The sequence below is a fragment of the Patulibacter minatonensis DSM 18081 genome (assembly GCF_000519325.1).
Classification (GTDB): Bacteria; Actinomycetota; Thermoleophilia; order Solirubrobacterales; family Solirubrobacteraceae; genus Patulibacter; species Patulibacter minatonensis.
Map to the genome: position 1 here is coordinate 1,661,724 of NZ_KI912613.1, position 18,728 is coordinate 1,680,451.

The following is an 18,728-nucleotide window of genomic DNA, read 5'->3' on the forward strand; positions in this document are numbered from 1 at the left end:
CGCGCGGCGTCGTCGTGCGCATCCGAACCACCGACGAGGGACCTCGTTTCGTGAACACCAATCCCCTGCGGCCATGCGTCGCACTGATGGCGGTCGCCGGGAGCCTCGCGCTCGCGTCATCGGCCGGAGCGGCGACGCTCGCGGTCGACGACGACGGCAGGGACTGCCCCGCCGCGACCTACTCCTCGATCCAGGCGGCCGTCGACGCGGCGGCCCCGGGCGACACGGTCTCCGTGTGCGCCGGCGCCTACGCCGAGGGCACCGGCGAGGTCGGCACCAACGCCCTGACGATCGCCAAGGACCTGACGATCAAGGGTGCCGGCGCGGACCTCGTCACGATCTCCCCGAAGGCGTCCTCGCCCTCCGGCGGCCGGATCATGGAGACCACGCCGGACCTCCGCAACGGCCTGGGCGACGTCGTCGCGGTCGTCGGCGCGCCGACGAAGCCGATCGACGTCGCGATCAGCGGCGTCACGGTCGACGGCTTCGCGCCCGGCGACAAGCCGGTCGTCGTCGAGGCCGGCGTCGTGTACCTCGACGCGAAGGGCTCGATCGTGAAGAGCCGCGTCACGAACACGGTGACCTCCGAGGGCGACGCCGCGTACACGAAGCCCGGCGGCTACCGCCACCCCGACGCGATCGGCATCGGCATCGCGCAGACGTCGCAGACGCTGATCCAGCCCGTCGACGGCACGCGCACGCTGACCATCGAGCTGACGCGCGTCGACAAGTACAACAAGTACGGCGTCCTGATCGACGGCGCCACGAACGACGCCCCGCCGTTCACCGCGTCCGGCGTCATCGACCGCGGCGTCCTGTCGGCGTCGACGATCGTCGGCCGCACGCAGTGCAGCAACTTCGCCGGCTCGGGCAACTGCTCCGTCGTCGGTCCCGTGACCACCGGCCCGCTCTTCGGCCAGGACGGCGTCCGCGTCACCGCCGGCGCCCGCGCCCAGATCGCGGACTCGCAGATCACGCAGAACCTCGTCAACGGCACCGGCGCCCCGACCCGCGGCAACGGCACCACGACGGGCACGAACAACCAGAACCTGAACCTCGCCGCGGGCATCCGCCTGATCGGCGCCCGCATGACGACGGCTCCGGTGTCCACCGGCCTGCCGCGGACCTACAACACGTCGGTCACGCGCTCGAACATCGTCGACAACGGCTACGGCGCGATCAACGTCGCGGCGGACGGGGTGACGCCGAACACCGGCGTCGCGAACGTCTTCCTCGCCGAGAACAACTGGTGGGGCCTGCGCATCGCCGCCGGCGCGACCACGAACCCCGGGCCGCTCGTCTCGCCGACGATCAACCCGCCGTGGCCGGAGAACCCGGTCAACGGCACGGTCGCCGCGGACGCCACGGTGCCGACCCAGAACACCTCCTCGGCCGTCGACTACTACCCGTTCCGCAACGGCGTGCAGTCCGACCCCGACGCCGGCATGTACACGATCGCCGACGCGCCGCTGCCGATCGCCGACGCCGCACCGACCGACGTGACGATCGCGCCCGACGCGAGCACCGTCGCCCCGGGCGGCACGGTCACCCTGACGGCCGGCGCGACCGACGACTTCGGCGTCGCCCGCGTCCGGATCTACGACGGCGGCACGCTCGTCGGCGACCTGGCGAAGCCGTCCTACGTCCAGGCCGTGACGCTGCCCGCCGACGCCACCTGCGGCGCGACGCACAGCTACACCGCGCTGGCGAGCGACTCGCTCGGCCAGACCACCCGCAGCGCGCCGGTCGTCGTGACCGTCGCCTGCCCGGTCCCGCCGGTGACGACGCCGACCACGCCCACGACCCCGACCACGCCGGCCCCGCCGGTGACGCCCGCGCCCGCCGCTCCGACCGTCGCGTTCAGCGGCAAGCCGGTCACGATCTCGGGCTCGTCGAAGGTCCGCCTGACGGTCAACGCCGCAGCGGGCGTGCAGCGCGTGACGGTCCGCCTCGGCGACCGCCTCGTCTGCACCCAGGTCAAGGCGCCGTACGCCTGCACGGTGAAGGTCACCGGTGCGGACGTGGGCAAGCAGGCCCTGACCGCCACCGCCACCGTCACCGACGCCGCCGGCTCGACCGCCGTCACGTCGACCACGGTCACGGTCGACAAGTTCAGGCCGACGCTCGGGCTGAAGGTCAGCACGAAGCGCACGGGCAGCCGGACGACCCGCACGATCCGGGGCACGCTGAAGCTGCCCACGGGCGTGACGAAGGCGCAGGGCTGCAAGGGGACCGTGACCGTCGTCATCAGGCGCGCGGGCCAGTCGGTCCTCAACCAGCAGGTGAAGCTCGGGAAGGGCTGCACGTTCAGCCGCTCCGTCACCGCGCCCAGGTCCAAGCAGAGGTTCACGGTGAGCGCGCGCTACGGCGGGTCCGCCGTGCTGCGCTCCAACTCGATCAGCCGGAGGTTCTCGTGAAGACCCGTCGATCCCAGGTCGCGCGGGGCATCCTCGCGACGGCCGCGACCGTGACCGCGCTCTTCGGCGCGGCCGCGATGCCGGCCGGCGCGCTGGCGGCGGACGATCCCGCCGCGCAGTGCTCCGCCGGCGTCGCCTACGACCCGACCGTCCTCTCGTGGGACGCCTTCTGGACCGCCGTGAAGGCCGGCAACGCGCCGGCCGGCACCCCGGCCGCCGACGTCGCGCTGGCGTCGAAGGCCGTCGTGCCGCTCGGCTTCGGCGCGGCCACGGCCGGCGGCGGCGCGACCGCCGGCGGCGTCGGCTCCGATCCCGCCAACCCGCAGGGCCGCAACCAGAGCGACGTGCTCCTCGCCTACGGCGACTACCTCGTCCGCGCGACCGCGCTGAACCCGCGCGTGCGCGTCGTCCCGAAGGAGATCGGGACCTCGTCGCTCGGCAAGCGGATGGCGTTCTACGCCGTCGGCACCCCGGTCAACATGGGCAACCTCGACGGCCCGTCGGGCGACGCGGCCTACTGGCGTGGCGTCCGCGCCGGCGACATCCCGGAGGCGGACGGCCTCGAGGCCGCGATCACCCGGCCCGCGTTCGGCTGGATCACCGCCACCCCGCACGGCGGCGAGTCCGCGGCCGGCGAGTCGATCGCCCGCGAGCTCTACGAGCTGGCGGCGCGCACCGACTGCGGCAACCTGCAACGCATCGGGACGATGGACCTGTTCCTCCAGCTCGTCCGCAACCCGGACGGCCGCGACGCGGTCACCCGCACGACGGCGTTCGCGTTCGACCCGAACCGCGACTTCGGCACGCGGAACTACGTCGAGAACGGCGACTTCATCCCGAAGATGAACGAGTACCCGGGCCTGTTCTTCATCGACGCCCACCAGCAGGGCGGCTCGGCGTACTTCTTCCCGCCGAACGAGGACCCGGTCCACCACGAGATCTCGAGCTTCTCGCTCGACACGATCCAGAACAAGATCGGCCCGGCGCTCCAGAACGCGTTCAACGACACCTCGACGCTCTACCAGAACTACAACCAGTACGACCTGTTCACGCCCGAGTACGGGGACACCGTCCCGTCGCTGATCATGGGCGCGGCCGGGATGACGTACGAGAAGGGCAACGCGGAGGCCTACTCGAAGCAGGTCTACGACCACTTCCTGGCGATCGACCAGACGATCAACACGATCGCGAAGGACAAGATCGCGACGACCCGCGACTGGGTCCGCCAGTGGAAGCAGGCCGTCGACCAGGGCCAGGCGTGCACGCTCCAGCCGAACAAGCTGGTCTCGCCGCTCCACGACGAGCTGACCCCGGTCCCGGCCGACAAGCGCGTCTGCGGCTACTTCTTCCGGCCCGGCGCGCACGCCGGTGACGTGGCGAAGCTGCTGACGGAGATGCAGGAGGTCGGCGTCAAGGTGTTCCGCCTGAACTCCGACACGGCGCTCAAGGGCGTCCGGGAGTACGGCAAGGACGCGTCGTCGACGACGCTGCCCGCCGGCACGCTCTACATCCCGATGAACCAGGGGATGAAGCACTGGATCCAGGCCGTGATGGGCGAGAACCCGTTCATCCCGTACCCCTTCTACTACGACGTCGTGACGTGGTCCTACGGGCTGCAGCGCGGCCTCGCGGGCGACGGCTTCCTGACGGACTCGACCTCGGTCCCGACGGACCTGACGCAGATCGGGACCCCGGACCTGGGCGGCGCGCCGAGCGCGACGTCCGCGGTCTACGCGTTCAACACCGACTCGGTCAAGGGCCTCGCGCTGACGGCCGACCTCCTGGACAAGGGCGTCGACGTCTCCCGCGCGACGACGGCGTTCACGTCGGGCGGCACGAAGTACTACACCGGCGCGGCGCTCGTGAACGGCCCGTCGCTGGCCTCGGCCGGCGTCGACCTGAACGCGCTGGCGAAGAAGCGGCAGACCCCGGTCGCCGGCCTCGACCGCTACCCCGTCGCCCGCAAGCGGATGACGACCCCGAAGATCGGCCTCTACACCGGCGGCACGGGCATCCCGTCCAACCCGCTGAACGTGTCGGGTCCGAACGTGACGGGGCCGGCGTCGACGCCGGGGACCCCGGGCGTGCCCGGCCACTGCGCCCTGGTGACGCAGTCCGGCGCCGCGTCGTTCTGCGAGGCGTACTTCACGCTCCGCGAGAAGGACGAGCTGCCCGCGTCGGTGGTCGTCCCGATCACGTCGACCGAGGTCGCCGCGGGTGACCTCGCGTCGAAGGGCTTCACGGCGATCGTGAACCCGGGCACGACGATCACGGGCGCCACGGCCGACGCCGTCAAGGCGTTCGTCAACGGTGGCGGCCGCTACGTCGGCTACGGCACGAACGGCGCCGCGACGGGCCGCAACGCCGGGCTGACGAACCTGAACGTCACCGCGGTGCCCTCGTCGATGAAGACGCCGGGCTCCACGTACGACGCGACGTTCGACACGACCGACCCGGTCGCGTGGGGCTTCGACCTCGGCGGCTGGATCTACCGCTCGTCGAGCACGGACCCGATGTTCGATCCGGCGACGCTCCCGGGTGCGGGCGCGGTGCCGGCCTCGAAGGCGGCGGTCAGCTACGCCGACGACCTGAACTCCGCGAAGTCGCTGAACGGGCAGAAGTACGGCCTGTCGGTCAACGCGACCGGCCCCGGGCTGCTCGACGGCCGTCCGGCGGTCGTGAGCTCGGACCTCGGCGCCGGTCACTCGACGGTGTTCGGCTTCAACCCGTTCTTCCGGGCCTGGAAGGACCAGGACGAGCGGCTGGTGCTGAACGCGGCGATGTACCCGACGACGGCCGACATCCCCGCCGACGCCGCGCCGGCGCCGAAGGTGACGCCCGCGACGGTCGCGGCCGCCCCGGACGCGCTGACGGCGCGGACGACCACGGAGGAGACCCCGGCCCTGCTGGCCAAGAAGCTCCCGGTCGTGAAGAAGAAGACGGCGCCGAAGGCGGTCCACGACGTCACGAAGGACCTGGTCGTCGTCGTCAAGGCCCGGTACGGCACGAAGCTCAAGCTGGCCGTCAAGGCGGCGAAGCTGCCCAAGGCGGTGCGCAGGAAGGTCACCTTCAAGACCTCGGGCAAGAAGGTCAAGCTCGTCACCCTGACGATCAGGAACGCCCGCACGGACGACTTCCACGACCGGCAGGAGTGGGTCTCGAGCCTGATGCAGCAGGTGGAGAAGCGGAAGATCAAGGTGAAGCTCGGGCAGATGTAGCCCGCACCCGGGCGCAGGTCGCCCGGCACCACGCAGCACCCGACGCCCCCGGCCGCCCCGCGCGACCGGGGGCGTCGGCGTCCCGGCCGCGCCGCAACCACACACACCCCGCGCGCACCATTCCCAGCCCTCGTACATACGCGATCCAGAAATACGCGCGCAGAACCAACGCGATCCCCCCGCGCTGATACGAACCCGATCGAACCACGGTCCCGACCTGATCCACGACCGCCGCATGATCCATCACATGGTCATCGCGCTCGTCCTCCTCACCGCCTGGGTCGTCCTGAACGTCGCCCTCCTCGGTGCCGTGGCCGCCGCCCACCACCGCGGCACCAAGAACGCCCAGCAGACCACCCCCGCCCGCCGCACCCCCGTCTTCGCCGCCACCACCGCCTGAGGCCCGGGCCGCCGCACTCCGCCCGCCCGCCGCACACCGCCGCACACCCGGATCCGCCCATGTTCCACGCACCGCACGACCCCGCCCAGCACGACGCCGCGATGGCGCACTACGGGTCGCGCGTCGCCCGGGCGCTCCTGCGCGACGAGCCCGGCGACGCCGAGGGCGGCTCCGGCTGGCGCGGACACCTCCAGATCGCCGCGGACCGCAGCGGACAGGACGCGGGGATCCTCCAGATCGCCGACGACGTCTACGCCGCCTCCACCCGCCTCGCCGGCCAGGGCGTCCTCCGCGCCTACGGCGAGGTCGCGCTGATGACCGTCGGGACCGTCGCCGGCGAGTCCTTCCTCCGCGGCCTGCTGCACCGCGCCGGCGTCGTCGGGCACGAGTTCACCCGCTGAGTCCGGCGGGCGCCGCTCCGGCCGCCGCCGCCACCGCCGTCGACCGCCGGTCGCCCGCGCTGGGCCCGCGCCGGGCCGCGGTCGCCCGCGTCGTGCCGCGCTCGCCCGAGCCGGGGTCCGCCCGGCCCGCGTCGAACCGCCCGCCCCGCCCTCAGGCGCCCTGGTCCGTCAGCCAGCGGTCCATCGCCCGGCGGAACGCCTCGTGCGTCCGGCCGAGCGTCACCGCGTGGCCGGTGTCCGGGAGCTCGACCGACGAGACCTCGCGCGACCGGGGGTAGGCCGTCGACGCCTGGATCCGGTTCGTCGGCGGGGAGAACAGCGCGTCGTCGGCGCCCGAGATCACCAGGACCGGCGCGGTGATCGACGTGCGGGTCGCGACCTGGTCGACCGCCAGGGCCTGGAGCGCCGAGAGCAGATCGCCGCACGGATCGAGGTTGTGCCGGCGGAGGACGTCGCGCGCGACGACGGGATCGATGTCGTGGAAGTGCCCCGCGGCGAAGTCGGCGTCCGTCCGGCCGAAGGCCGCGTACCCCGGGGCACCCGTCGCGCCGTGCGACCGCTGCGGGTTCAGCGCACAATCCGCACCGGCGTTCGCGAACGTCCCGAGCGCCAGGCCCGAGGGCACGTCCGTGTAGCCGATCACGGCGAGCGCGTCGCCGCTCCCGAAGCTGTACTGCGCCACCTGCGCGATGAAGCCGCCGAGGGAGTGCCCGGCGAGGACGACCTTCTTGAAGCGCGGCGTCTCCGGGATCCCGGAGACCCGCCCCGTCCGGAGGCCCCGGACGACCTGGTCGACCATGTCCGCCTGCGCCGGGATGCACGTCGCGTTCCCGTCGGGCAGGTCGTCGTGCGCCGGGTTGCCGAGCCGGTCGAGGACCACGGATGCGTGCCCGGCGCGCGCCTGCGACAGCCCGTAGTCGTACCCGGGGACGTCGCCGAACCGGAAGAAGAAGGACGAGTACCCGAGGCCGTGCACGTAGACCGAGACCGCCGGGTTGCCGGCGGTCAGCGCGCTCCGCGGGGCGACGACGCTGCCGCGCACCGTGTACGTCTTCCCGTCCGGCGCGCCGAGGCACGGGATCGCCGTGCGGTTCTGGTTGACGACCTTCACGGAGATCGGCACGTCGACGATCTCGCCGACGCCGATCCGGGCGTAGACCGGGGTGCCGGTGCGCCCGGCCTTCGTCCGCGAGCGGACCCGCAGGTCGCCGGTCGCCTCGGTGCCGGTGACGATCCCCGCCGACAGCGCGCGCCTCCGGGCCCCGAGCGTGATCGTCCGCAGCGGCTTCCAGACGCCGTTCTCGCACCGGTCGACGACGACCGCCGATCCCTTGCGGGCCGTCCGCGCGGCACGCGACCGCGCCGCCGGGGCGACGAGGCGGAGCGCGCCGCCGGTGTCGACGCGGTGCACCGGTGCGGTCCGCCCGCAGACGGGGAGCGACGCGACGGTGCCGCCGTCGAGGGTCACGCGCGGGGCCGCGCCGGCCGTCGGGACCACGACGCCCGCGGCCGTGAGCGGCAGGAGCAGCGCGGCGGCGCGTCCGGCGAGGCGCGGTCGCACGGCGCGGCGCGCGGTCGTGACGGCCACGCCCCGGCGGACGGGCAGGGCGCGGAGGACGGACGACGGGCGGCGCACCGGACGACCCTACGCCGCGCGCTTACCCGGGACGGTGTGTCGGGGCGACACGCGCCGGCCGGCGGTCAGTCCTGGACGCCCGAGGGGATGGAGGCGCGGGTCTCGGGGACCTTCGCCGCGTCGGCCTTCGAGCGCAGGTCGCGGGCGTGGGCGGCGGCGTCGACGCTGCGCTGCTTCGCGGCCTCCGCCTCGGCGATCGCGGCCTCGGCGCGGTCGGCGGCCTCGGTCGCCGCGACGGCCTGCGCCTCGGCGTCCTGCTCGGCCTTGTCGGCTGCGGCCCGGGCCTCGCGGGCCGCCCGGATCCGCGCCTGCCGGGCGTCGCCGGACTCGAGCTCGGCGTCCTGCGCGCCGTCGACGTCGACCCCGTAGTACGCGATCACGGCGGCGAGCTCGTCGGCGGAGAGCCGCGCGTCGTCGTCGTTCTGCGGGGCCCCGGAGACCTGGTCCTCGGTGAACGCGACGCGCACGAAGGACCGGGTGACCGTGGAGCCCTGCAGCGGGACCAGGTGCCGCTTGCGCCCCAGGAGCCCGCTCTTGACCGAGATCAGGACCGGGTCGGCGGCGTCGGCGCGGAACCAGACGTCCTCGAGCTTGCCGACCTTCTGCTCGGCCACGTCGACGACGTCCTGGCCCTTCCAGTCCTCGATGGCCTCGATCTCTTGCATGCCGCGTCTGTACCCCGTGACGGGAGGCCTCACCCCCGGTGACGGCGCAATCCCAGCGCGAGGAGCCCGACCAGCACGGACTGGCCGACGAGGCACCAGGAGGCGACCGCGAAGGCGTGGGCGACGTCGCCGCCGGTGCCCAGCGCGCCGTAGAAGACGATCGCCAGGAGCGCCACGCCGACCGCGCCGCCGATCTCCTGGACGGTGGTGATGACGCCGGAGGCCTCGCCGGAGCGTCCGCCGTCGGTCTCGGCCAGGGCCAGGCTGACCGACGGCGCGAAGACCATGCCCATGCCGATCCCGGCGACGACGAGGCCTGGGATCAGCGCGGCGGCCGAGCCTCCGGCGTGCACCTCGCCGGCGGTCAGCGCCAGGGCGGCCTCGCCGACGGCCGACACGGCCGCCCCGCCGAGCAGGATCCCGCGACCCCAGCGCGCCTGCAGCGCCGGCGCCGCCATCGACGAGGCGACGTACCCGACCGCGAGCGTCGTGAAGACCAGCCCGGACTCGAGCGGGTCGAGGCCCAGGCCGCCCTGCAGCGCCAGCGCGAGCACGAAGAACGACGACGCGATGCCGGTCTGCACGACGAAGCAGACGACCGTCCCGACCCCGAAGGTGCGGTCGCGGAGCATGGCGAGGTCGACGAGCGGGTCGACGGCGCCGCCACGGGCGAGCGACCGCTGCCGCAGCGCGAAGTCGAGGAGTAGCACCACGCCGGCGACCATCGCGACGACGCACCAGAGCGGCCAGCCGCGCTCGCGGCCCTCGGCCAGCGGCAGGACGACGAGGCCGAGACCGAGGGCGAGCATCGCGACGCTCGACGGGTCGATCGACAGGCGGCGGGCCGCGCGGGTCTCGGGCACCGCGCGGCCGGCGAGGACGAGCGCGACGATCCCGACCGGCACGTTGACGAGGAAGCACGCGCGCCAGCCGAGCCCGAACAGGTCGACGTCCAGGAGCACGCCGCCGAGGAGCTGGCCCGAGACGGCGGCGAGGCCGGCGGTCAGGCCGTAGATCGTGAGGACGCGGACCCGCGCCTCGCCCTCGGTCGTCGCCGTCAGCGTGCCGAGCACCTGGGGCGTCAGCAGCGCGGCGCCGAGACCCTGGGCGATCCGCGCGACCGAGAGGGTCGTCGGATCGGGTGCGGCGCCGCACGCCGCCGACGCGAGGGTGAACGTGGCGAGGCCCCACAGGAACATCCGGCGTCGTCCGAGCCGGTCGCCGAGGCGCGCCCCGAGGACGAGGAAGGCGCCGAGCGCGATCGCGTACCCGGCGACCCACACGGTCAGCGCGCCGCTGCCGGCGGTGAGGTCCGCCTGCATCGACGGGAGCGCCACGTTGACGATGAAGAAGTCGAGCGTGACGACGAAGAACGCAGCCAGCAGGACGACGAGCCCGAGGCCGGTCGTGGCGTCGGGCACGGGGCCGCTGCGGGCGACGCCGGCGATCTCGCGGGTGGGTGCGGTGGTGCTCATGCGGGGCTCCTCGATGGGTCGGTGACCCGAGGGACCCTGCTCCGCGGAGCGCTCCGGGTCGATGACCCGTGGGGTAATGCTCCCGCCGTCAGATGGCGCCGAACTCGGCCGTCGCGCCGATGCGCTTGAGCTGCGCCTGCAGGTCGTACTCGACCCGCTTGCGGCTCGTGAAAAGCAGGCCCAGCTTGGCCGTGAACGTCTCGGCCGTCCGCGACTTCGAGGCCCGGATCAGCGTGCCGGCGCCCTCGGGCTCCAGCGTCAGCTCGAGGCCGTCCTCGAACCGCACGTACGTGTACGCGCGGTCCTCGACGACCTCGCCGTGCTTCTCCCAGCGGTCGCGCCACTGTCCCTGCTGCGCGGGGTCGGCGAGCATCTCGAAGATGTCCCACGGGGTCGCCGCGATCACGTGCTCCGCGGCGTAGGTGCGCGTGTACGGCTTGCTCTCGGCGTCGGCCATGCGGTACGCCGAGCATAGACGGGTACGGTTGACGCATGGCTTCCCTCGACCCGGCGCTGACCCCGATCCTGATCCGCATCGCGGACGCGGACGGCGGGGCCGGACACCGCTTCGCGCCGATGTTCATCGCGACCAACCCCGGCCCGATCGCGATCGCGCCGTACGTGCAGGACCCGCAGGACCTGCTGCCCAAGCCGATGCAGGCGCTCGCCGGGCTCGGCTACCTCGCGCTCGAGGAGCCCGCCCCCGGCAAGGGCGGCTACGGCCCGTTCCAGCTGACCGACGCCGGGCGGCAGGCCGCGAAGGAGGCCGCCGCCGCCGAGGCCGCGGGCCAGACGGCGGAGCAGCGGGCGGCCGACGAGCGCACGCTGCGGCGGTTCCTCACCGCGCTCGGCGCGGCGGCGGAGGCCACCGGCGACGCGGGGGACCAGGCGCGCCTGCAGCGGATCGCGGAGTCCGCGGAGGGCGTCGCCCCGTCGGTCATCGCCGACGTGATCCGCGACGCCGTGGCGGCGTCGAAGGGCTGAGGCCTCAGCGCCCGCGGCGCCGCGCGTAGGTCGCCTGCAGCGCGGACCGCACGCTCGCGGCGTCCGGTGCGTGGCGGACCGCGGCGCCGGTCCGCCACCGCATCCGGAGCGTGCCCGACCGGGCCTTCAGGACGACCTCGCGCCGGCCCGTCGGCACGCCCGGGATCCGCACCGCGGTCGTCCCGGCGGGGGCGCGGAACCGGAGCGGCACGCTGCTCGGCACGTGCGCGTTCCAGCGCAGCGTCGCGCCGGTCCGGGTCGCACGCAGCTCGGCGTCGACGCTGCCCTGCTCGACCCGCGCGCCCCGCACCTTCGCGACCTTCCCGGGCCGGAGCCACGAGCGCGGGACGGCGTCGAACAGCCGGACGGCGTCGCCGTCCTCGCGGACGAGCACGTCGTGCACGAGCGACAGGAGGTCCGCCGCCGCCCAGGCGTGCGGGCCGAGCGCGCGGTAGACCTCGCGCGACCCGTTCGGCGACGACGCCTGCTCCCAGGTGCCGCCCGTCGACGTCAGGTGCGCGAGGGTCGCGTAGAGCCCGTCGACGACGTCGTCGCGATGGCCCGCAAGGAGCTCGGTGTGCAGGCGGCGGAGGCCGAGGTACAGGTGCAGTCGGCCGCCCCAGAGCGCGAGGCCCTCGCGCTCGGCGACCTTCGCCGCGGCCATCGTGGCCCGCACGAGCGGGTCGTGCGGGGAGTACAGCCGCGTCGGCCACGCGATCCACTGGTCGCCCCAGCGTCGGCCGGCGGGGTTGTCGAGGACGGGCGGCACGACGCCCGCGACCGCGGCCTCGGAGATCCGGGCCTTCGCGACCGCCGCGACCCGGTCGGCGAGCTGCGACCAGCGGGCCGCGCGCTCCGGGTCGTCGAGCAGCCGGGCGATCGAGCCGATCCGCCGCGTGCCGCCGGCCAGCCACGCCAGGTCGCCCGCGGCGTGGCCGGGTGCGTGCTCCTGGTCGTCCTTCGGGTCCGACGGCGGCATGATCCACCGCGGGTCGGCCTCCAGGCGCTCGGCGACCCACCGCATCGCGGCGTCGGCCGCGGGCAGCAGCCGCTCGGCGAGCGCGCGGTCGTGGCTGCGGGCGACGTGGTCGCCGAACGACCACAGCGCCTGGCCCATCCCGTCGCCCTGACCCGCGCGGGACTCGAGCAGCCCGCTGCCGTCCTGCCACCGGGTGAGGAACTCGACGTCCTCGCCGGCCTCCTGCCGGAACCCGAGGAGGTCCAGGGAGTGGGCGATCATCGCGGTGTCGCGGATCCACGACGCCTGGTACTGGAACTTGTTCGCGGTCTGCACCCAGCGTCCGTCGGGCAGTCGGTACCGCGAGACGAGCATCGTGAGGATCCCCGACCGCACCGCGGTGTCGAGGTCCGGGTCGGGGGTGCTGACGCGCATCCCGCGGCGCAGGACCGGGCGCCACGTGGCGGTCAGGCGCCGCAGCCCGGCCTCGAACGTGTCGCGCAGCGCGGGGTGGTCCGCGGCGACCGTGCGCAGCGGGACGACCAGGTCGATCGTCCGTCGTGCCCCGGGCGCGAGCGTGCCGCGGATCCGCACGGCGCCGGTCGGGGCGTCGGGGGTGGTGGTCGGGGCGGCCGTGCGCAGGACGGTGACGCGTGTCCCGGTCGACCCGGGGGCCCTGGCGGCCGGGCCCGGTCCCAGGCGCGCCGAGAGCAGCGGCGAGCCCGAGCGCAGCAGGACGTTGCCGGTCCAGCTCGTCGACCACGTGGGGTCGAACGGCTCGCCCGGCTGCTCGAGCAGGCCGACGCCCTGGCTGGGGATGCCCCGCGGGAACCGGAACGGGGCGCGCAGCAGCCCGGCCTTGGGCGTCTCGGCGAGCCCCCTGCCGAGCCAGCCGACGTCGAGCCCGACGCCGAACGGCAGCGCCTTCCGGGTCGGGTTGCGGACCGCGAGCCGGACCTGCACGGTGGGGACACCGGAGGAGGCGACGGCGAAGGCGGTGGCGCGCACCGCGACCCCGCGGACGTCGCCCTCCCAGCGGTAGACCGGGAGCCCGCCGTCGTCGAGGCGCCGCGGGCCGCCGGTCCATGGCTTCATCGCCGTGCCGACGCGGAACGCCGCCTCGAGCCGGCCGGTGAAGAGGCTGCCGTTGGGCGTCAGCTCGCCGGTCTCGATGTCGCCCGGGACGCCCAGCTGGTCGGTCGGGTAGCGCAGGAACCACGGCCCGCCGTCGGTGTACGGCGACGGCGCGCCGGCGGGCGGCGGGGTCGGGGCGGTGGTCCCGGGGACGGCGGGCGTGGTGGTCGTCGGCACCGCCGGGGAGGTCGCCGTCGGCTCGGCGGGCGTGGTGCCCGGTGCGACCGTCGTGGGCGGGGTCGCGGGGACCGGTGGGTCCGCGGCGCGGGCGCCGGCGGGGACCGCGAGCAGCAGCGCGACGAGCGGCAGCGCCAGTCCGGGGACGACGGTGCGGGGGGCAGGACGACGGCCGGATGCCGATGGCCGGGGGACGGGGGACACCACGGCCATGCAAGCAGGTCCGTCCGCACGACGAGCCGGACGGGCGGGAGGGGCCACGCGGACCGGTCCGGCGGCGTAGTGTGGGCGGATGATGCGCGAGGTCGCGACCACGGACGAGGACTGGAGCGTCAGCGCCGAGCCGATCCGCGACGTCGAGTTCCGGAGCGCCGTCGAGGACCTCGCGACGCGGAGCGCCGAGCTCCTGCGGGAGGACGCCCCGGGCGGTGCGGTGGCCCTCGACGTCGTCGGCGCGGCGGAGTTCCTCGAGGCCGCCGGCGCACGGCTCACGGCGACGCTGCGGACCGGCCGGTCCGGCGAGCGGGCGCGCGGCTCGAGCCGGGACGACGTCGTCGACCTCCTCGACGAGCTCCGCGACGCCACCGGCCGGCTGCGCGGGCTGCAGGAGGCCGCGCGGATGTCGGCGTTCTCGAGGGTGCGCGAGGCGATGGGCCTGCTGCGCGGCGTGTCGACGGTCGAGCAGATGCTGGCGCGGGCCCCCGTCGCCGCGGCCCGCCTGGGGTTCGACCGGACGTTCGTGTCCGCCATCGAGGACTCGTACTTCGTGCCCCGCACGTGCTTCATCGACGGGGACACCGAGTGGGAGCAGGCGGTCGTCCGCGCCGGGCGCGAGAAGCCCCGGCGCCTGGATCGCGACCTCCTCGAGACCGAGATGCTCCGTCGGCGGCGACCGATCCGCGTCCTCGACGCGCAGAACGACCCGCGCGTGCACAAGGAGATCGCCGAGGTCTCGATGTCCCGGTCCTACGTGGCCGCGCCGGTGATCGTGCAGGACAAGGTGATCGGCTTCATCCACGCCGACTACTTCGGGCAGCGCAAGCTCGTCGGCCCGATGGACGCCGACGTCCTCTGGATGTTCGCCGAGGCGTTCGGCTTCGCGTTCGAGCGGATCGCGTACGGCGAGCGGATCACGTCGCTGCGCTCGTCGTTCTTCCAGACCATGGCGCTCGCCGAGGAGCAGTTCGCGCGCGCGACCGACGGCGAGATCTCGTTCGACATGGGGAGCGCCTCGGCGACGGTGCCCGACGGGCCGGTCGTCCCGCGGCGGGCGCCGATGCCGGTCGCGTCGATCGGGCACGGCCGCTCCGAGCTCGCGGACCTCCTGACGAAGCGCGAGCTCGAGGTCCTGCGCCTGATGGCCGCCGGCGCCACGAACGAGGGCATCGCCTCGCGCCTCGTGATCTCGCACGGCACCGCGAAGACGCACGTCAAGCACATCCTGCGGAAGCTCCGCGCGGCCAACCGCGCCGAGGCCGTGTCGCGCTGGTTCCAGCTCGAGCGCGGGGCCGGCGGCGCCTGAGCCCGCGCGCGCCCGGCGGCGCGCGCGGCCTCCCGGTGCGGTCAGTCCCCGGAGCCGACCGGCGTCGGGCGACGATCGACCGAGGAGCCCGGGTAGTCCGAATGGCCCTTCGGGTCGTTCGGCAGCCCGCGGATCGCCGCGGCCAGCGCGGGGGAGTCGAACGCCGGCTCCTCGCCGCCGAGCCAGCGGTCGATGTTCGGGTGGTGCGGCTTCGCGCGCGCCAGGACGAACAGGTAGACGGCGACGAACGCCCCGCCGACGGCCAGGCCGAGGCAGATCCAGATCGCCGTCCGCGTGCCCGTCGCCGGATCCCCGCCGGTCGTCAGGGCGACGTGCGCGAGGATCGGCGCGACGCTGAACGCCGCGACCGCGCGCAGCAGCTCGATCAGGGCGAAGATCTGCGGCACGTTGTTCGACGGCAGGGAGAAGCCGGCGATGAACAGCGCGGGGGCGACCGAGGCGCCGACGCCGAAGCCGAGGAGCCCGGAGCCGACCCACACGAGGCCCTCGCCGCCGTTGGAGACGCCGGTGAGGATCGCGGCGGCGCCGGCGACGCAGACGAGGCCGGAGAGCGCGATCACCTTCGTCCACTTCGTGTGGAAGAGGACGCCGAAGAGGCCGGCGGCGACGACGGCGCCCACGAACTGCGGCCAGAACAGCGTGCCGACGTGCCCGGGGTCGGTGCCCTTCGCGAGCAGCGCGCTCTGCGTCAGCTCGATCACCGCGACCGACGACGCGCCGGCCGTGATCGCGACGATGATGCCGACCACCGGGAACGTGCTCGACAGCTCGCGCACCGGCATCAGGGGGCGTTTCGCGTGGTACTGCTGGAGCACCAGGAGGACGATCAGCGAGATGCCGAGGATCAGCGGCAGCAGGACCCAGGTGCTGACGAACGCGTGCGACGTCAGCTCGGCCGAGCCGAAGAACGTCGCGCCGCATCCGGCCGCGGCGAGCAGCAGCGCACCGGGCGCCCACGGCGCCTGTGGGTTGGCGGGGTCCTGGTCGTGGAAGGTCAGCAGGGTCAGCAGGAACGCGCCGAGCCCGAAGCCCGCGACGATCCAGAACAGCGGGCGCCACGCGTGCTCGCCCGCGCCGGCGACGGTGCCGCCGATCACCGGGCCGAGGGCCACGGCGCCGAAGATCCCCATGTTCATGACCATCGCCGTCGACGTCAGGCGGGCCGGCGGCCAGCCGATCACGAGCGGCGGGACGGCGGCGATCAGCATCAGGCCGGTCGTCGCGCCCTGCAGGATGCGCCCGAGGACGAACAGCCCGGAGGTCGGGGCCCATGCGGCGAGCACGGACCCGATGACGAACGTCGCCGCGTAGGTGACGAGCAGCCGGCGGCCGCGGAGATGGACCGTCAGCTGCAGCGCGACGACGGCGCCCACGGCGTAGGCGGCGTTGCTCATCCCGTTGGTCAGGGACATCGCCTGCTCGCCGAGCCCGACGTCGCGGCCGATCGAGGCGCCGACGGCGCCGACGGTCGTCGAGAGCACGAGGTACGGCACGAGGGCCAGGACGACGAGGATGGCGGCCGACCAGTAGCTGTCGGCGAGGAAGCCCCGGACCTGCCAGCCGGTGGAGTGGTGGCGGTCGGGTGGGGAGGGCATCGTGGCGGTGCTCATGCGGCGACTCCCGGGTTCGGCACGGCCGAGCGGGCGCCCGTGCCGTTGCGGTGCTGGTCGGCGCGGGGGTCCGCGGCGGCGATGAGGGCGGCGAGCCGCGCTTCGCGGTCGCGCTCGTGGAGGATCAGGCCGAGGGCGGCGAGGACGACGAAGGCCCCGCCGGACCCGAACGAGAGCCAGCGCAGCGTCTCGCCGTCGAACACGCGGGACTCGACGACGGTCCAGGCGCCGACGACGGCGGTGAGGGCGTCGAGGCGGCGCTGGGCGGACCCGCGGGTCAGACCGGGGAACCCGACGGCGGCGATCGCGAAGGCGACGGCGCCCGCGCCGAGGGCGATCCACGACGCGTTCGCGAGGCCGAACGTGAGCGCGGCCGTCAGGAGCAGGCCGCCGACGACGGCCAGGAGGAGGTTCGTGGTGAAACGTGCGTGCATGCAGGTCTCCGGTCGGGGTCGTTCACGCGGGGGCGACGGGGGAGGAGGAGCGGAGGAGCGACCTCCGATTACTGGTTGTACCCCACATGCACCCTGGGCACGCGTGAGACGGCGCTCACGACGGGTCGTCCGGCGGCGTCCGCGTCGGGGAAGGTGGCGCGCAGGAGCGAAGTTGGCGTCACGGCGGCCGCGTGCGGTGTCCGCGTCGACGTTCGGGCCCGCGGCGACGGGTGCCGCGCGGCGGAGGCCGTCTGGACGCCTGGCGACGGTCGGTCTCGGCGGACGGTCGAGGCGTGGTGCGAATCCCCCGCGCGTCCGGGCGGTCGACGATGATGTCGGTCCGCCCGATGTCCGCCGCCGACTCCCCGATCGGACCCCTTCCCGGATCGACCGCCGACGACGTCATCGCGTCGACGCTCCTCCTGATCCCCGATGCGGCGCTGTGGATCGCCGCCGACGGTCGGGTTCGCGCGGCCAACGCGCGCGCCGCGGCGATGTTCCGCGGCGACGTCGTCGGGACCGCCTACGCGGAGCTCGTCGGGCCGGCGGGTGGCGACGGTGGCGACGGTGGCGCGGGTCACGTGGACGGCACCGGTCACGGCACGCCGGGGCGGACGGCCGGCGGCGGAGCGCGGGACGGCGCGACGCCCGGGGGCGAGATCGCGGGACGTGGCGTCGGGGTCCGGCTCGACGGCATCCCGTTCGCGGTCGACGCCCGCATCGGCGACGCACCGGGCGGGGCGCTCTGCACGTTGCGCGAACCACCGCCCGACACCGTCCTCCGGTTGGCGGAGCAGCACTTCGACGTGGCGTTCGACTCCGCCCCGATCGGCATGGCGCTGTTCAACCCGGACGGCGAGTACATCCGGGCCAACGCGGCGCTCGGCGCGCTGCTCGGCGAGGAGCCGGGCGCGCTCCTCGGCCGTCGCGACCAGGAGTTCACGCACCCCGACGACCGCGCCGCCGACGTCGCCGCCGCGTGGGAGATCCTGCGCGGCGAGCGCAGCACCCACCAGTGCGAGAAGCGCTTCGTCCGTGGCGACGGGACCGTCGTCTGGGTGATCGCGAACATGGCGTTCCTCCGCGACGAGCTGGGCCGGCCGATCAGCTGGGTCGGGCAGTTCCAGGACATCACGGAGCGCCACCGCGCGGCGGAGGACCTGCAGGAGATGGCGGACCGCGATCCGCTCACCGGGCTCCTGAACCGCCGGGCGTTCGACCGCGAGCTGCACCGGCACCTCGGCGCCGACCCCGACGGCGTCAGCGGCCTGCTGGTCCTCGACCTCGACGGGTTCAAGGCGATCAACGACGCGCACGGTCACCGCGCCGGCGACGACGTCCTCGTCCGGTGCGCGGAGGGCCTGCGCGAGGCCACGCGGTCGGGCGACCTCGTCGCGCGACTGGGCGGCGACGAGTTCTCGATCTTCGTGCCGGGCGTCGACGGCCCGGGGCTCGCGGCGCTCTGCTCGCGGGTCGAGGACGCGGTTCGGCAGGCGTCCGGTGCGCTCGCCGTGACCGCGTCGATCGGCGCCGCGAGCACGTCGGAGGTCGGGGCCTGCGCGGACTCCCTCCTGGCCGAGGCGGACCGCCGGATGTACGCGGTCAAGGCGTCGGGGCGCTGAGGGCGCGCGTCGATGGACGGTGCACACGCGCGACCTGGACGGACGGCCGATGTC

General features: G+C 74.4%; 14 protein-coding genes. 7 read left to right on the top strand and 7 right to left on the bottom strand.

The features are described from left to right. The first annotated feature begins 50 nt into the window (after positions 1-50). From PATMI_RS0107505 to PATMI_RS0107520, 4 genes are all read left to right on the top strand, one after another. Entirely contained in the window at positions 51-2,417 is a 2,367-nt protein-coding gene (locus PATMI_RS0107505; protein WP_157260664.1) for an Ig-like domain-containing protein, read from the top strand. Next, positions 2,414-5,635, top strand: coding sequence for a M14 family metallopeptidase (locus tag PATMI_RS34090; protein WP_026910441.1), 3,222 nt, complete (start codon positions 2,414-2,416; stop codon positions 5,633-5,635). Before PATMI_RS0107505 ends, PATMI_RS34090 begins: the two co-directional genes overlap by 4 nt. A 235-nt stretch (positions 5,636-5,870) precedes the next feature. Beyond that, the gene (locus PATMI_RS36540; RefSeq protein WP_157260665.1) at positions 5,871-6,035 is read left to right on the top strand and encodes a hypothetical protein; all 165 of its coding nucleotides are present in this window, start codon (positions 5,871-5,873) and stop codon (positions 6,033-6,035) included. A 59-nt stretch (positions 6,036-6,094) separates the two neighbouring features. Then, on the top strand, positions 6,095-6,436 hold the full coding sequence (locus tag PATMI_RS0107520) for a hypothetical protein (protein ID WP_026910442.1): 342 nt from the start codon (positions 6,095-6,097) through the stop codon (positions 6,434-6,436). Positions 6,437-6,587: 151 nt separating this feature from the next. Here PATMI_RS0107520 and PATMI_RS28240 read toward each other — a convergent pair whose 3' ends face one another. The 4 genes from PATMI_RS28240 to PATMI_RS0107545 form a co-directional block, all read right to left on the bottom strand. After that, positions 6,588-8,072 (bottom strand): alpha/beta hydrolase, encoded by a 1,485-nt coding sequence (locus PATMI_RS28240; RefSeq protein ID WP_245604131.1) that lies wholly within the window; start codon positions 8,070-8,072, stop codon positions 6,588-6,590. A gap of 65 nt (positions 8,073-8,137) precedes the next feature. Next, positions 8,138-8,737 carry a PRC-barrel domain-containing protein gene (locus tag PATMI_RS0107535; RefSeq protein WP_026910443.1) on the bottom strand — a complete coding sequence of 200 codons (600 nt, stop codon included), beginning with the start codon at positions 8,735-8,737 and terminating at the stop codon, positions 8,138-8,140. 29 nt (positions 8,738-8,766) lie between these two features. Continuing rightward, positions 8,767-10,212, bottom strand: coding sequence for an MFS transporter (locus PATMI_RS0107540; protein WP_036725433.1), 1,446 nt, complete (start codon positions 10,210-10,212; stop codon positions 8,767-8,769). A gap of 88 nt (positions 10,213-10,300) precedes the next feature. Beyond that, complete coding sequence (locus PATMI_RS0107545) at positions 10,301-10,669, bottom strand: hypothetical protein (protein ID WP_026910445.1); 369 nt, start codon at positions 10,667-10,669, stop codon at positions 10,301-10,303. 35 nt (positions 10,670-10,704) lie between these two features. Here PATMI_RS0107545 and PATMI_RS0107550 point away from each other — a divergent pair, with 35 nt between their 5' ends. After that, positions 10,705-11,196 (top strand): hypothetical protein, encoded by a 492-nt coding sequence (locus PATMI_RS0107550; RefSeq protein WP_026910446.1) that lies wholly within the window; start codon positions 10,705-10,707, stop codon positions 11,194-11,196. A gap of 4 nt (positions 11,197-11,200) precedes the next feature. Here PATMI_RS0107550 and PATMI_RS0107555 read toward each other — a convergent pair whose 3' ends face one another. Continuing rightward, complete coding sequence (locus PATMI_RS0107555) at positions 11,201-13,669, bottom strand: hypothetical protein (protein WP_157260666.1); 2,469 nt, start codon at positions 13,667-13,669, stop codon at positions 11,201-11,203. 88 nt (positions 13,670-13,757) lie between these two features. Here PATMI_RS0107555 and PATMI_RS28245 point away from each other — a divergent pair, with 88 nt between their 5' ends. Next, positions 13,758-14,987 (top strand): LuxR C-terminal-related transcriptional regulator, encoded by a 1,230-nt coding sequence (locus PATMI_RS28245; protein ID WP_051471182.1) that lies wholly within the window; start codon positions 13,758-13,760, stop codon positions 14,985-14,987. Positions 14,988-15,028: 41 nt separating this feature from the next. Here PATMI_RS28245 and PATMI_RS28250 read toward each other — a convergent pair whose 3' ends face one another. Together PATMI_RS28250 and PATMI_RS0107570 are read right to left on the bottom strand one after the other, a co-directional pair. Then, a complete protein-coding gene (locus tag PATMI_RS28250; protein WP_051471183.1) occupies positions 15,029-16,603 on the bottom strand; it encodes an MFS transporter in 1,575 nt (524 codons plus the stop codon). An 11-nt stretch (positions 16,604-16,614) separates the two neighbouring features. Next, positions 16,615-17,052: a hypothetical protein gene (locus tag PATMI_RS0107570; protein WP_026910448.1), complete on the bottom strand. Its 438-nt coding sequence runs from the start codon at positions 17,050-17,052 to the stop codon at positions 16,615-16,617. Between the two features lie 347 nt (positions 17,053-17,399). On the opposite strand from PATMI_RS0107570, the gene PATMI_RS34095 reads away from it, so the two are divergent. Next, positions 17,400-18,674, top strand: coding sequence for a GGDEF domain-containing protein (locus PATMI_RS34095; protein ID WP_157260667.1), 1,275 nt, complete (start codon positions 17,400-17,402; stop codon positions 18,672-18,674). Positions 18,675-18,728: the final 54 nt, after the last annotated feature.

What these genes read in the sequence shown, in the direction of transcription:
- PATMI_RS36540 (WP_157260665.1), top strand. Translation starts at nt 5,871, where the DNA reads ATGATCCATCACATGGTCATCGCGCTCGTCCTCCTCACCGCCTGGGTC.
- PATMI_RS0107520 (WP_026910442.1), top strand. Translation starts at nt 6,095, where the DNA reads ATGTTCCACGCACCGCACGACCCCGCCCAGCACGACGCCGCGATGGCG.
- PATMI_RS0107535 (WP_026910443.1), bottom strand. Translation starts at nt 8,737, where the DNA reads ATGCAAGAGATCGAGGCCATCGAGGACTGGAAGGGCCAGGACGTCGTC.
- PATMI_RS0107540 (WP_036725433.1), bottom strand. Translation starts at nt 10,212, where the DNA reads ATGAGCACCACCGCACCCACCCGCGAGATCGCCGGCGTCGCCCGCAGC.
- PATMI_RS0107545 (WP_026910445.1), bottom strand. Translation starts at nt 10,669, where the DNA reads ATGGCCGACGCCGAGAGCAAGCCGTACACGCGCACCTACGCCGCGGAG.
- PATMI_RS0107550 (WP_026910446.1), top strand. Translation starts at nt 10,705, where the DNA reads ATGGCTTCCCTCGACCCGGCGCTGACCCCGATCCTGATCCGCATCGCG.
- PATMI_RS28245 (WP_051471182.1), top strand. Translation starts at nt 13,758, where the DNA reads ATGATGCGCGAGGTCGCGACCACGGACGAGGACTGGAGCGTCAGCGCC.
- PATMI_RS28250 (WP_051471183.1), bottom strand. Translation starts at nt 16,603, where the DNA reads ATGCCCTCCCCACCCGACCGCCACCACTCCACCGGCTGGCAGGTCCGG.
- PATMI_RS0107570 (WP_026910448.1), bottom strand. Translation starts at nt 17,052, where the DNA reads ATGCACGCACGTTTCACCACGAACCTCCTCCTGGCCGTCGTCGGCGGC.
- PATMI_RS34095 (WP_157260667.1), top strand. Translation starts at nt 17,400, where the DNA reads ATGTCCGCCGCCGACTCCCCGATCGGACCCCTTCCCGGATCGACCGCC.